General features: G+C 51.6%; 11 protein-coding genes. 2 read left to right on the forward strand and 9 right to left on the reverse strand.

The features are described from left to right. Positions 1–68: 68 nt before the first annotated feature. From EL645_RS13385 to EL645_RS13395, 3 genes are all read right to left on the reverse strand, one after another. Positions 69–1,451, reverse strand: coding sequence for an ABC transporter substrate-binding protein (locus EL645_RS13385; protein ID WP_126550763.1), 1,383 nt, complete (start codon positions 1,449–1,451; stop codon positions 69–71). Positions 1,452–1,552: 101 nt separating this feature from the next. Beyond that, on the reverse strand, positions 1,553–3,970 hold the full coding sequence (locus EL645_RS13390) for an amylo-alpha-1,6-glucosidase (protein ID WP_126550765.1): 2,418 nt from the start codon (positions 3,968–3,970) through the stop codon (positions 1,553–1,555). A 265-nt stretch (positions 3,971–4,235) separates the two neighbouring features. Next, a complete protein-coding gene (locus EL645_RS13395) occupies positions 4,236–6,191 on the reverse strand; it encodes an ATP-binding protein (protein WP_161977352.1) in 1,956 nt (651 codons plus the stop codon). A gap of 593 nt (positions 6,192–6,784) precedes the next feature. Between EL645_RS13395 and EL645_RS13400 the strand changes: the two genes are divergently transcribed. Both EL645_RS13400 and EL645_RS13405 read left to right on the forward strand, forming a co-directional pair. Then, entirely contained in the window at positions 6,785–8,203 is a 1,419-nt protein-coding gene (locus EL645_RS13400; protein ID WP_126550770.1) for a DUF512 domain-containing protein, read from the forward strand. A gap of 159 nt (positions 8,204–8,362) precedes the next feature. Continuing rightward, positions 8,363–8,668 carry a hypothetical protein gene (locus EL645_RS13405; protein ID WP_126550773.1) on the forward strand — a complete coding sequence of 102 codons (306 nt, stop codon included), beginning with the start codon at positions 8,363–8,365 and terminating at the stop codon, positions 8,666–8,668. Between the two features lie 3 nt (positions 8,669–8,671). Here EL645_RS13405 and EL645_RS13410 read toward each other — a convergent pair whose 3' ends face one another. The 6 genes from EL645_RS13410 to EL645_RS13430 all read right to left on the reverse strand — a co-directional run bounded on the left by EL645_RS13410 (position 8,672) and on the right by EL645_RS13430 (position 14,490). Beyond that, positions 8,672–9,286: a biotin transporter BioY gene (locus tag EL645_RS13410; protein ID WP_126550775.1), complete on the reverse strand. Its 615-nt coding sequence runs from the start codon at positions 9,284–9,286 to the stop codon at positions 8,672–8,674. A gap of 319 nt (positions 9,287–9,605) precedes the next feature. After that, complete coding sequence (locus tag EL645_RS13415; RefSeq protein ID WP_126550777.1) at positions 9,606–10,277, reverse strand: SOS response-associated peptidase; 672 nt, start codon at positions 10,275–10,277, stop codon at positions 9,606–9,608. A gap of 166 nt (positions 10,278–10,443) precedes the next feature. Next, positions 10,444–11,667: an ABC transporter permease gene (locus EL645_RS13420; protein WP_246035356.1), complete on the reverse strand. Its 1,224-nt coding sequence runs from the start codon at positions 11,665–11,667 to the stop codon at positions 10,444–10,446. Positions 11,668–11,697: 30 nt separating this feature from the next. Next, entirely contained in the window at positions 11,698–12,369 is a 672-nt protein-coding gene (locus tag EL645_RS13425) for an ABC transporter permease (RefSeq protein WP_246035357.1), read from the reverse strand. Continuing rightward, positions 12,327–12,653, reverse strand: coding sequence for a hypothetical protein (locus EL645_RS42605; RefSeq protein ID WP_246035358.1), 327 nt, complete (start codon positions 12,651–12,653; stop codon positions 12,327–12,329). The genes EL645_RS13425 and EL645_RS42605 overlap by 43 nt, the downstream gene beginning before the upstream one ends. Positions 12,654–12,774: 121 nt before the next feature. Further along, a complete protein-coding gene (locus EL645_RS13430) occupies positions 12,775–14,490 on the reverse strand; it encodes a peptide ABC transporter substrate-binding protein (protein ID WP_126550780.1) in 1,716 nt (571 codons plus the stop codon). Positions 14,491–14,499 lie beyond the last annotated feature (9 nt).

The following is a 14,499-nucleotide window of genomic DNA, read 5'->3' on the forward strand; positions in this document are numbered from 1 at the left end:
TGGCGCACCTCGCCAGGTATACCTGGCGAGGTGCGTGCGTGTGAACGTAACCAGTTAACCGATCACAATTAACCGTTTTGCAACTGGTTATTGATCCTGGTCGCGGCATCGTTGAGGGCCGCCTGCGCACTCTGCTTGTTGAGCACGACCGCATCGATCGCGTTTGAGAGGTCGGTGTGGATCGTGGCATCCTGTGGACCATAGTAGTCTGCATAACTATATGGTGCGGCATCGAAGAGCACTTTAAATTCAGGATGTGAAGTGAAGTAAGGTGCGTTGGCCAGGCTCTTCAAGGTTGGCAGCGCGAAACCTGCGTTCAGCTGGCTCTCCTGAACGGTTGAACCAGTCATATACTTGATCAGCTCCCAGGCAGCTTCTGGATGCTTGGTGTCACCGGATGCGGCCCAGGCATTGGTGAAGGTCAGGTTGCCCTGTTTGCCATTTGGTGCGGTAGGCATAGGAGCGATACCATACTGAGTGTTGGCATAGGTTGACTGCAGATATGGGATCAGCCAGCCACCTTCAATGACCATGGCAGCCTTTCCTTTACCGAAGGCATCACCACTATAGGAGGCACCAACGGTAGTTGGCAGGATACCAGTGTTGTTCTTGAAGAAGCTGTCATAATATTCCAAGGCTTTGACGCCAGCGTCGTTGTTGAAGGCGGCCTGGGTGCCATCTTTACTCAGCACATTTCCACCATTAGCCAGCAGGAAGGCACCCCAGCGGGAGGCATCGGCTGACAATGTAATGCCGTATGTACCATCGGATTTGCCAGGATTTTTGGTCAGCTTCTGTGCGTCATTCTGCATGTCGCTCCAGGTCCAGTTAGCACTGGGAGCAGCGACGCCAGCATCCTTAAACAATTGTTTGTTATAGAAGACGCCCAGGCTATTCCAGTCCTTTGGCAGTCCATATACCTGGCCACTTGTGCAGGTGAAAGGGTTGACGAGTGCGGAATAGTAGTCGTCGGCTTTGACGCCAGTTTTGGCCATGTATGGTGAAAGATTAAGCAATTTACCGCTGCTGATGTACGAGCTGGACATCGAGGGCTGTAAATAGAACACGTCTGGTACGGTGTTACTCGCGACGTTGGCGCGCATTTTGGTTGGATAGTCGCCTGTGATAGGGGACCATTTAACTTTGATGTTGGGATGAGCAGCTTCAAAGTTCTGTAGATTTTTTTGTACCAGTGCATCCTCCGCTGGTGTTGAGGTCCAGCCCGAAACGGTCAGGGTCACTGTACCCGATTCGGGGGCGGCGGCGGTTGTTGTGGTGTTGCTGGGACAATTGATATAGTGGTTGCCGCTGGTGATGCCTTGCTGGCTAACGCCATTATTACCGCCACCATTATTAGTGCTGCTTCCACCGCCGCTCGTTCCTCCACATGCCGCCATGAGCAATGCGAAGATAAAAAAGAACGGGGTAAAGGTTGCGAACTTTCGTTTCATAACGATCCTCCTGAATATAGCTCAACAGTGAACTACATCCTCAATTTTAAGATGTTGTATGATTGCTATCCCAGGTAGAGTGTACCAGGGTGGTACACAACTCACCAGACGAGATGTAATTCATAGCGCTGTAAACCTCTCGTCGTGGGAATTTGCAGCGTGCATCCTTGTGCAGTCTCGTCATCTTCTCTTCCTTGATGAAATACCTCGGTGTGAAAAGAGACGTCCTCTCCGTTCAGGGTAACGCGACCGGGCATGGTTGTCCCGAGCCAGGTGTACCCGAGCGTGACTTCGTAAGAGAGATCCTGTGTCTCCAGGACTATCCGCGCGTCTTGAGAAGATTTTGCGACCTCAAGTTCCATACTGCTATTGCCGACACGCACGCTGTGGAGCTGCGCGGTCTGCCAGGTGGTAGGAAAATGAGGAATAAAACTTACGCGGTGCTGGGCGACGTTGGGTTGGAAGCCAAAGAAGGCGTGCACAACCGGCCAGATAATGCCATAACTTGACCAGGCCTGGATAAAGCAGCCGCCATTCGGCGAGATTTCGCTGAACGCACCGGGCATTTGTTGCTCCAATGTGCGCGCAATATGATGGCTGTAAGTCAGTGCCTGGTCCATGCGTTGATATTGCGCCTCGGCCGCGGCCATGATGCCATTGGGCAATGTCATGGTGACCGGCTGGCGTTCAGGATTAAGATATAATCCCCACGGACCTGTGAACTCGTCTGACTCCAGGCGCGTCAGGGCCTGCGTGGCGTGCTCACGTGAGGCGAGTCCCGTCTCCATCGGTACGGCGGCGATCATGTGCTTTAATAGCCAGGGATGGGACTGCTTCAAGCTCGTTTCGTCGCTTCTATGCTGCTCAGTGTAGCGAGCAAGCATGGCGGCGGTATGCTCTAACTCTTTGAGATCGCCGGGCCATAATGGTCCATCGGCGCGCAAAAGATTGTGCGCGGCCGTGATCTCCTGAACGCTTGAGTAGATATCTCCGAACAGGTTCTCTTCCGGCAACCACCAGGCTGTATTGACAAATTTACGTATGCGTTGAGCTTTTTCGTGCAACTCGGATACCCGTGAGTTATCACCGATGGCGCTGGCAAGTTCAGCCAGGCATAGTAGCGCCTGGTAGGTATAGGCGGCGATATCCAGCGTTTTGAAGCCCTGCCCGCTCTGCAACTCGCGCGATTCGATCATGCCTTTGCCAGTGGCACATAGCTCATCATCTGGTCCCGTAGAGTCCAGTACGTATTGCAGGCCGCGCACACAGAAGTCATAGATATCGCGCAGGAATTGTTGATCTCCGGTCCACTGGAAAACGTGATAGCAGGCGCGCACGAACAGCGGAACCTCTACCATGTGCCCACTGTCGTGAATATGTCCTAACGTCAGGATTTCATGTACTACGCTACCATTGTTGTTGACGATCAGACTATGGTGTGCCAGGTTGCGCAGGGAGCTTAATGCCAGCTCGAATTGTCCACTGGCGACCAGGGCCAGGGCTGTAAAGGTCGTATCCTTCCCAAACCACCAGGGGAAGTCTGGTAGACCGGCGCAAATGCCCTGTCCGATCGTCGGGACGACGCGTTCGAGCATCTGTAAATTGAGTTTGGCCCAGCCAAAGGCGGTCTCGATCAGTTCGTCATCGCTGCGTAACGCGCAACGTTCGACAATATTCTGGTAACGCTGGCGTTGCTTCTGTGCCAGCTCCTCAAAGGAATCTTTGAGTCGGGCAAAAGTAGCGCTGGCCTCATTACTGGAATGTGTCGAGCCGGCGATAATATATTCCATCTTCTCACTGCCCGCTTCTGGTATATGCAGCGCGTAGCGCAGGTGACCGCTGATGCCGTGGCCTGGGGTCTGCTTCATGACCGTGGGGTCATTGCCGATCGCGATTGCCGCGGGACGTTTGCGGGCACCAAAGAGTACATAGGCAGGATTGACTGTGTTGTAAGCTGCGATGCATGCTTGCTCATCCAGATAGATCGCCTCGTCCTGCCCATCGCGCCAGACCAGGCGCTTCTCGCCCAACCAGGCTGCGCGCAGATCGGTATGGGCCAGGAAATGCAGTTGCAGGTCCAGCGCTTTCTGCTCGCGGTTTCGCAGCAGCAGTCGCACCAGTATCCCTTCGTGATCATCAATGCCATATTCCTGCCGTACTACATCCAGTCCAGGGAGTTGATATGTTATCTCTACCTCGCCAGGCATCATGCGCCAGCTCGTGGCCTGCGTTAGCCAGTGGATTTTGCGGGTTGGTCCGATGAGGGTGGCCGGGCCATAGGAGACGCCAAACCAGAAGCCATCCAGCAGTTTGATTGGATGATCCCAGACTCCGGACATCTCGTGTGGTTGACGCCAGCCGATCTCTGAAAACTCACCATTCTGGGTTGCCACGCTGTAGACGCGATTTCCCGCGGTTACATATGGATTCTCCAGTTTATGGTCGCATTCAATAGACCAGGGCCAAAGTTGAATTGTGACGCCTGCAAAAGGCTGTCGTTCTTGGGCTGAATGGACCACAGTGTCAAAACTCCCTCGTGAACAAGCAATGGCTACGCTGATGGCCAGCATAACTTTAGCTGGCTCTTTGATTCACTCAGAGCACTACAAACTGTGCTCTTTCGACGTGATCATGAGCTAATCATACACGGTCGCGGTTACAAAAAAGTTACAAGCAAGTTGCAAAAGGGCCAGGGTATTTCCTCTATGGGGGATGATTAGACGGTCGCCTCGGTGCTGGCCAGGCTCTGTGCCGCCTGTTGCAGCATGTGACGCTCAATAGCACTCATTGAGGCCAGGATGCAGGCGCGGGCCGTGCAGTGCGCGAACATATACATAGAAGTGGGGGAGCCACAAAAGTTGTAGCAGCTGGAACCGCGACTATCAAGCGTTGCTCGATCAGCTCGGTGCTAGCCGCTAGCGTTGTCGCGAGGGTATAGCCGAGTTGTGATCCCACCCAGGCCAGGTTGAACCATTCCCCACTGCAGGCTGCCAGTAGTAGCAACTGGCGCGCGTGTTGACTCAGCCGACCCAGTTGCATATTGATTTGCGATTCAATTCGGGCGGGTACGAACATCTTCGGCTGGTCTCGACCCGCTTCGAGCCAGGCCAGAGCATATAATGGATTTCCTTCGCTCTGCTGGTAACACCAATCGCCTGGCGAGAATCCGACATTTGTATGTTGTACCCCAGGGCCTGAACCATCTATCGCCTCAAAAAAAGTGACCAGCTGGTGTATATCTGCTTTAGAAAGTGGCTCAAGTTCAAGTTCAGCCAGTGCTCCCAGGCGGGCTGCATTGTTGCGCAGCGCTGTCAGCCGCTTTTCGCTGCCACCCGGATTATATGTACCTAATAGAAAGACTTCCCGCCGATGTACATAACGGGCCAGGTGCCCTAGCAGTCCCAGCGTGCCTTTATCGCACCAATGTATATCGTCCAATAGTAGCAGCAATGGACGTCGCGGGCTCGCTAACTGATTGAACAGTGCCACCAGGGCATCAGCGAGTAGGGTTGCCTCGCCATGATGCTCGGGGCTAGCATGATTGTTCGTAGCGGTAGTTCTACCAGTGTCATCTGTGTGAAACAGATCTGGCAGCAGTCGTTCTAGCTGCGCACGCCATACTGGATACAGGTCCAGATGGGCGATATCCCTTCGCTTCAGGCTGGAGCGCAGCGCTTCAACCAGTGGATAATATCTGTTCTTGCCCTCCACCTCCTGGCAGCTAGCGCTCAAAATGAGCCAATCGGCGCAGTAGCCTCCCGTCATTTCCTGCAGCAAGCGCGTTTTACCCATACCTGGCTCGCCCCGAAGGAGCAGTAGCGGCTGCTTATTTTCTTGACCGAGCAGATGATCCCGTAGCCAGTTCATTTCGCGTGCCCGGCCCACATATGGTAACGTTACATCCACTATTGGTGCTTCGGCTGCCGCCTGGAGTGGCATATCTGGTGTGACTTGATCACTATACACGGGTAGAGGAGCCAGGAGCGCGGGAGTCTGAGCCTGAATGTTCGTGTTGCGCGCGATCTGCTGGTATAGTTGCTGGGTCGTCGCCAGGGGCAGCACCGAAAACTCTTCTTTTAGCATCTTCTCCAGCCGCTCATACTGCCGGAGCGCCTGCGTACGATCTCCTATCTGCCAGTAGAGGCGCATCAGATGGGAATGCGCGTCTTCGGATAGCGGGTCAGCGGTCAGCAGCATATGCATATAGGTGATCGCCTCCTCCAGTTGATGATTGGCCTCATACACATCCGCCATGTGCTGCAAGGCCATCATGTAGAGGTGATGAAAATGGTCTCGCGTACTCTGTACCCAGGAATCGAAATCAGGGGCTCCCTTTAGAAAGAATCCGTCCAGAAAATTGCTGCGATAGAGCTTGATGGCCTGGCTTAAGTTGCGTTGCAGGTTCGCCGTTGTCTTCTCAAATATCTCCGTATCCAGCCAGATTGGTGCCAGTGGATTGAATGTCAGCCGATCCTCGTCGCTGATGATCCACTCAATGGAAGGATCAACGCCACGTAGCTGTGAACGTACCTCCGCCAGCATCGTCTTAAATGCTCGGCGTGCGCTCTCTTCATCCATATCGCCACAGAGCAATGTCATCAGACGTTCACGAGGTTGTGGGGTATGGGTCGAGACCATATAGTAAAGCAAGGCACGCGAGCGACGGCGGGGAATCCTGATTGGCTGGTCGTTGTAAGAGATTTCTGGCGATCCCAGTAGGCGAAAAATAACCTGTTGCATACCTATCCTGATAATAAATAAATAATATATAAGCATTGAACTATCAATGAGTTATGGGTGCTTTCGGTGCCTTATTGTATCATTGTGAAATATATTGGCACGATTAGATACTACACCCTTGCCCTTTGATAAACAGAGCCTATCTATTCTCTTCTATAAACAAAACCACAAAATAGACAAAACCACAAGATAGATGAAACCACAAAGCGCGTAGCCCAATCACCATACAAAACTATCTCCTTTTTATTACGAAAAGAAAGAGTTAATCGTATGTGTGATTTTTCCCTTGCTTTATCCTCTTTGTTATATGGAGTGACGCAGAGAGATCACTAGCAAACGATACGATGTCCATTCTTTCATGTGTGTAGTGTGTGTTTGGTGGGCGGCCGCAGTCGCCCACCAAACACACACTACACACTCCCAACCCGGCGCCGCAGGCGCCAAAGAGGAAAATAAAAAAGCCCTGGGAGTGGAGCAGGAAATTTGACGTGTAGTAGCAGAGAGGATATAATCACATGATAGCTATCAGTTTATTATGGGGATGCAGTCTACAAGCCATCCCTGTTTCCCCCGCTTTTTAAGGATATTAACCAATGCCAAAAATGTATGGATGGGTACGTGAGGTAGTGCCCGAGAGTCCTGCCGATCGTGCAGGACTACAACCAGGTGATCTAGTTCGCTCAATTAATGGGAACCTGGTCCGCGACCTGGTCGATTATCGCTTCTATGTTGCCGATGAGGAGCTGGTGATTGGCTATAATCGTCAGCAAGAGCAGCATGAAGTACGTGTCACAAAAGGCATTGATGAGAATCTGGGTGTGTTATTTGGTGAGGAGCCAACCCCGTTTATTCGCCAGTGTGCTAATAAGTGTGTCTTCTGCTTTATTAAGGGATTGCCGGAGCGCTTCGCCCCTCAGCCCGGTATGCCACATGGTATGCGTTCTTCCCTCTATATTAAGGACGATGATTATCGCTATTCGTTTCTGTTCGGGAATTTTATTACGTTGACCAATCTGAAAGAGCTGGATTGGCAGCGCCTGGATGAGCAGAAACTGACTCCGCTCTATGTTTCGGTCCATGTGACTGATCCAGATATGCGGCGCAAGATGGTGGATGGGCCACGTGCTGGCGAGATTATAGAACATATTCAGCGCCTGGGTTCCATGGGTATTACCTGTCATACACAGTTGGTGCTGTGCCCTGAGTTCAATGATGGAGAGTTATTGGATCGCAGTATTCGTGATCTGATTGCTTTGCGCCCGATTGTCGAGTCGATCTCAGCGGTCCCTGTCGGTCTGACCAAGTATAATAATATGCTGAAGATCGGTGATTTGCCGACGCTGCGTCGCTATACACGTGAGGAGGCCGAGGCGATTATTGATCAGGTTGAGACCTACCAGCGTGAATTCGCTGCCAGCGATCCCGATGGCAATCCTTTTGTGTATCTATCAGATGAGTGGTATTACATTACTGAGCGCGAGTTTCCGCCCGCCCGCCATTATGGTCTCTATTCGCAGATCGAGAATGGCGTGGGGATGACGCGTTTCTTGATTGATCAGTGGGCCCGTAGTAAGCGGCGTTTGCCCGCTCGGATGCCAGAACAGCGCCGGGTGACTATCGTTACCAGCACTATGGCCAGTCCAGTGATTGAAGACCTGGCCAGTGATATCAAGAAGATTGAGAATCTTGATACCCAGGTTTTGCCGGTGGTGAATAAATTCTTTGGCTCCGGCATTACGGTGGCTGGTCTGCTTTGTGGCCAGGATGTGCTGGATGCCTTGCATGAAAATGGTGCGCTCCCCGATCTAATCCTGTTGCCACGGGTGATGTTGGACAATGACGGTGTACGTTTCCTGGATGATATGACCGTCGAAGAATTCAAGGCGCAATTGCAGCCTGCCCGGGTTGAGTTTGTGCGTAATGCACCCGAGACTATTGATGCCTTGCGTTCACTTGCTGGTATCGCCCAGGGTGGCGAGCGCAAGTTGGTTCGCGTACAGTCTCGCTTATAATATTAATATGACCCAATTTCTACTTTGGCATTTTAGTGCCAAAGTAGAAATTGGGTCATATGACACTCCCCACCCTCCTCTTTTTCCTCTATCCTCTAATGTGAATTATATTGTTAGAGGGTGTCAGACACATTCTTAACTAAAAAAAGGTCAGCAAGCATGCAAGGGGATAGCCCAAATAATATACCTACCTTCTATTTGATCTGTGCTATGTTTATGCAGTCGGGGGTAGTTGGCCTATTGATAGCGCAGAGTTTCTCTTCTGAACTACGAGCGATCATTCTCATTGTAGGTGTGTTTTTATTAGGATGTGGAATTGCATTGTTTGCTGGCCAGGCGGTGAGGACTCGGCAGACGCGTTCGCGCCAGCATAAATATGCGCGCCAACAAAAGCCTGCATCTCTCGAAGAGACCCTGGATGAAGAAGGGACCTCTTCGAGAGAATATCTTAAAGGCAGCGATTAGTGTTTAAAGTTGTGTATCAGACTTCTGCCGGTTGACGAGCAGCCAGGCGACTGGCATCAGGATGGCTGCGATTACCATCTTTGCCAGGTCAAATGGGATGTAAGGCAACATACCAGCTACGATTGCCTGCTGGAGATTCAGGTGGGCAACCACGGCTAACCAGGAGACACCCAGGGCATAAATTATGCAGGTGCCTGGTAGCATGGCCAGGATAGAGGTGCTGAATTTGCGATCCAGGCCACGCTCACATAAATAACCGACCGCAAAGGCAGCCAGCGGATAAGACCAGAGATAGCCTGCGCTGGGTGATAGGATTAAATATAGAAATCCACCGCCACTGGCAAAGACTGGCAGGCCAGAGGCTCCCTCAATTAAATATAAAAGCATTGCCAGGGCTCCACGTCGGCTACCCAGTGTCGCAGCGGCCAGCATGACAACCAGTGTCTGCAGGGTGAATGGGATGGGTGAAAATGGCACATGAAAGCTGGCTTTGGCAGCCAGGGTCATCAGGAGACTGGTGCCAACTACCAATGCTCCATCTTTCAGTAGCGCCGTGCTACGTGATGGAGCGGCTGGACTGACATAATCGATAAGTGTTGTTCTAGGGGCAATTGCCATGGAATACTCCTTTTACTCTTTATCGCGATGTTGACAAACATTTCTATGGGTCAACTATGCATACAGATCATTGTACCATAGTCGAGTTACCTTTCTATTTCCTATATCCTTTCAAGGGTACCAGACTTTCCCATGTTTATGGGATGTGTGGTGCTGTTTTGCGGACGTGCGCTGCCGCGCCCGAACTGTTTTTATAGTGAGATGCGACAAGGGCGCAGTGCGCCCTTGTCGCATCTCACTATAAAAACTTTCTTGAGCACTGAAGGTATGAGAAACCAGGAAGGGAGAACGTGAAGGCGATGGCATCTTTGTAGAACGGTCAGGCTATCAGGTCTGCGTTATCATAGCGTGTGTCATTGACGCGGCGCGAGACTGGACGTGCCTCCATTTGTTGGGCTGGATAGGCCTTCAGCAGATGGAGCAGGGCCTGATCGTCCTTCAAGTTTGGATCTAGCCATTCTTCACGCGCTTCGGGTGTTAGAATGGCAGGCATCCGGTTATGGATGGGCGAGACCACATCATTTGGGGTAGTCGTAATGATCGTACAGGTCTGAAGCTGTTCGCCGGCCGGATTTTTCCAGCTATCCCAGAGTCCCGCGAAGGCAAAGGGTTCCTGGCCTTTGAGGGTAATATACATTGGCGTTTTGAGCTTCGAGCCCGGCTCTTGCATCCACTCATAAAAGCCGTCGGCTACAATCAGGCAGCGTCTATTGTGGAGGAGTCGCTTAAAACTGGGTTTCTCCGCCAGGGTCTCGGCTCGCGCATTGATCATGCGGCTGCCAATGCTCTCTTCTTTGGCCCAGGATGGAATTAAGCCCCAGCGCAACAGAGCCAGGTGGGCGGCGGATGTACCATCGCGTAGTATGGTGACAATTTCCTGGGTGGGTGCCACATTATACCGTGGCGTAATCTGCATTGAGGCTGGCACCTCCACTTGAAATGCCCGCGCGATATCCTGCATGTTGTGAAACAAGGTAAAACGACCACACATAGCTTTTCCTCTCGGACCTTTCTCTGTTGATAATATCTTTTTGCTCTAGAGTTCTACTATTCTTCTTTAACACGTGATAAACGGTCATACAGGCGTCAACAAAAAGGGAAGGGCAATCACTATCTGGATCGCACCTTCCCTTTTTGTGTCTGTTGAGGATGGGTTATTAACCTTTGGCCCGTGGATCGAAGGCATCGCGCAGTCCGTCGCCCAGAAATGAGATGGCGAGCACGATTCCGGTCAGGATGATGGTTGGGAATAGAGTATCCCAGGGGAAGACCTCTAGCAGTGAGATGCCATCCGCGATCATCAGACCCAGACTGGAGCCGGGATGGGTGACGCCAAGACCAAGTAGACTTAAGCCAGCCTCGCCGATAATCGTTCCTGCAATATTCATGGTGGATGTTACGATCACGATGTTGAACAGGTTGGGGATGATATGCTTGAGCATGATGCGTACATCGTTTGTGCCTGATGTGCGGGCAGCCTCGATAAATTGTTGGTGTTTGATTTGTAGTGTCAGGCCTCGTACATAGCGTGCCATCAGAGGCCAGGAGACCAGCGATAAGGCGAGTGAGACAATGACCAGTGAGGCATTGCCATTGCTTAAAAAGCCTCCGACCAGCGGCAACTTTGAGAAATAGTCATTGGCCGTTGGACCAAATACACCGGTAAGCAAGATGGCGAAAAGCAAGCCCGGAAAGGCAAAGACCAGGTCGGTAAAACGTGCCAGTAAGGCATCAATCCAGCCCCCATAGTAACCGGCCAGCACACCGACGGTAACTCCAAGGCTGACATCAACGACTTCTACTAGAAATGCCACGGTCAGTGAGATAAGCAGACCCTGCATTAAGCGAGCCAGCATATCCTGTCCAAGTGCGTCGGTTCCCAGCCAATATTGCGCTGATGGACCCTGATTGACCTTACTCAGTTCTTGATGGTCGTAACTGTGGTAAGTAGCAGGCCCAATTTTGCCTTGCAGGTCGCTGTTATAGATACCGCCAATATGCTGGTAAATAGGGGGTCCAAAGAGAGCCAGTAATACTAAAAATATTAGAAAACCCAGGCTGATCATCGCACGGGTGTCGCGGCGGAAGTGTTGCAGAGCTTCACGCGTGGGGCTGGGATGTTTTTTGCGCTCCTGCTTTTGTTGTTCTGGCTCTAACTCTTCTATTGTGGTAGGTGTCTCGCTTGCCGTATCCTCGACAAGGGCCGGGCCATCGATTTCCTCTTGCCCGAGTATCTCAGGGGCAGGAGCCAGACCAGTTGCGGAACTGAGCACCTCTGGGTGAGTCACAGTCGACTCCAACTGGCTGGCGGCCAAGCCGGTTGCAGAGATGAGTGCATCTGATTGAGTCTCTGCAGACTCCCACTCATTATTCTCCATCATCCGTCCTCCTCTATCCTTTTCTAGCTAATATTACTCGGTTTTGATGCGTGGGTCGGCAAGACCATATAAGATGTCAGAAATGAGGTTGCCAAACACAACGCCAATGGCGACCATGATGGTTGTAGCCTGAATCACCGGATAGTTACGTTGAGAGACGGCAGCAACTGTGATATTGGCAATGCCTGGGATACTAAAGATATTTTCAATAAAGAAAGAGCCGGTAACCAGCAATCCCAGCAAGAGTCCAATCGCCGTAATCAAAGGAATGATTGCGTTACGCAGTGTGTGGCGATAGATGACGGCCTTTTCGAGCAGACCCTTGGCCCGGGCGGTGCGCACATAGTCCTGGCGGAGCACTTCTAGCATCGTTGTACGTGTCAGCCTGGCATAGTAAGCATAGCCAGCTGCTCCATAGGTAAGTATTGGCACCAGCTTATACTGGATATCGGGCCAGGTGTATTGCCAGGGATCTCCCCACCCGCTAATTGGCCAGCCGATACCAGTCTTGTCGATCCAGAGCACCAGCAGTTGTACAAAAACGGCAAGGATAAAGGATGGAAGGGCATACAGGACTAAGGCGACACTCATATTGACCGTATCAACCCAGGTGTTGGCTTTGATCGCGGTAATGATGCCAATGGGAATGCCCATTACGAGCGTTACAATGGTTCCCCAGAACGATAGTTCGACTGAGATTGGCACACCATCTTTAAGGATATCCCAGACGGCACGTTGTTGAGGGTGGAATGAGGTGCCCAGATCAAAGTGGGCCAGATTGACCAGGAAATTGACGTACTGTTGATACCAGGGGAGATCGAATCCGTATGCGTGGCGGAGTTGTAGCCAGAGCGTTGGATTGAAGTGATCCCCATCGATTCTTTAATTGGATCTCCGGGTGCCAGATAACCCAGAATAAATGTGATGAAGGTGACGCCAATCAGGATGAAGAATAGTCCTATCAGGCGTTTGACTAGAAATCGAGTCATGCCGTGATCCTCTGTTATGCGCAAGGTGCCCTCGCAGGAGGAGAGCGGTGAGACGAGCAAGCTCACTACCCTTTCCTGCGCGAGCACAGTACAAGGATGTTGCGTTAATTATGTACGCTGTTTACTTCGTAAAGTAGACGTTGGCCCAGTCATCGGTCGCCATACTTCCCAATGGGAAGAGTTTCCAACCTTTCAGCTTCGGATTCAGTAAGTAGCCGTAGGAAGACTGATAGGTGGTGATGTATGGCACGTCGTTGACGAGCTTCTGCTCGGCATCCTGGTACAATTTCAAGCGTGTCGCTTGATCGGAGGTGCTGTCGGCTTTCTCTAATTGGGTCTGTACAGCCTGCTGAGCAGCAGCATCAGTAGAATTGTTCTGACCATAGTTGAAAGCGTTGTTGCTGGAGCCTTTATCGAAGAAGAGGGTGGTCCAGTCCTGTGGATCCAGGTAGTCGGTGCTCCAACTGCCATACCACATCTGTAAAGGACCATTTTTACCGGCAGTAGCAAACTCCTGGGAAATCAGATCGTTGCCTTGCAGGCCAACCAGTTTGACGTTTAAGCCTAAGACCTGTTTCCATTCGTTGGCAACTGCCGCCATGGTGTCGGCGCCTGCTTTATAGCTCTGTGCATAGGACAGAGAGAGAGATGGCAGGTCGTTGACGCTCTTATAACCCTCTTCCTGCAATCCTTGCTGGAATAATTCTTTGGCTTTGGCCTGATCGCCAGCCGGGGTGGTGACACCATCTGGACCCTGGAGGTCTTTGTTATAGCCAGGGATGCCATCGGGGATGATGTGGTAGCTGGGGGTGACTGTTTTACCGATGATGCTGCCTACGATCAGGTTGCGATTCAGGGCCAGTTCCAACGCCTGGCGGATTTTGATGTTGTCCAGCGGTTTGACCAGGTAGTTCATACCGATGAAACGTGTGGCCAATGCTGGTGATTGCTGGTAACCAGGTAACTGGTTGTTGGCGCTATCCAGGGCAGGAGGCACTGGTGCGAGGTCAAACTGGCCGGCTTTCATCGATTTGAAAGTGCTGTCGCGGTCGCCGGTGATGACTTCATCAAGCTCCTGCAGTTTAGGTTTGGCGTTGTAGTAGTTTGGATTAGGCACCAGGACCAGTCCGGTGTTGTGGCTATAGCTTTTCACTTCGAAGGGGCCGTCGCCGGCGCCCTCGCCGAGGTGATCTACCCACTTGGCACCATATTTTGTGGTCAAGGCTTTGTTGACGACATAGGAGGTGGAGTAGTTCAGAGCCTGCAAAAAGTAGCTGGCAGGTTTGCTGATAGTTAGCACAATCGTATTTGGATCTTTGACGACGATGCTATCGCCGATCAACGTGCTGATTTTACCTGCGGAAAATTTGTCATAGTCTTTGATCAGGCTCAGATAGCTGCTGACCTGTGATTTTGTCGCCGGGTCAATCGCGCGGTTGATGCTATAGGCAACATCATTGGCGTCCAACTTTGTGCCATCGCTAAATTTCAGATTAGGGCGCAGTGTGAAGGTGTATGTGAGTCCATCGCTGGAAACCTGGTGCGATGCAGCCAGTTGATCATGGATATTTCCTTGATCATCGGCAGATACCAGGCCGGTAAAAATAAGATTGATTGGATCACCTAGACCACCAGCCGTCAGCGCAGGGTCGAGTGAATCGAAGTCACCACCAATAACTGGCTCACGTAGAACTTGTTTAGATGCCAATGCGATCTGCGAGTTGCTGCCCGAGGTGTTGCCTGTAGAGCCACCCCCACATGCGGACAGCAGGACAGCCAGGATAGAAAATAAGCTCGCAATCCCGAGAAGTCCAGATTTCTTGCGAATATTACGCATAGCGCCTCC

Origin of the sequence: Dictyobacter kobayashii, assembly GCF_003967555.1 — a bacterium.
In the GTDB taxonomy this organism is placed as follows: Bacteria; Chloroflexota; Ktedonobacteria; order Ktedonobacterales; family Ktedonobacteraceae; genus Dictyobacter; species Dictyobacter kobayashii.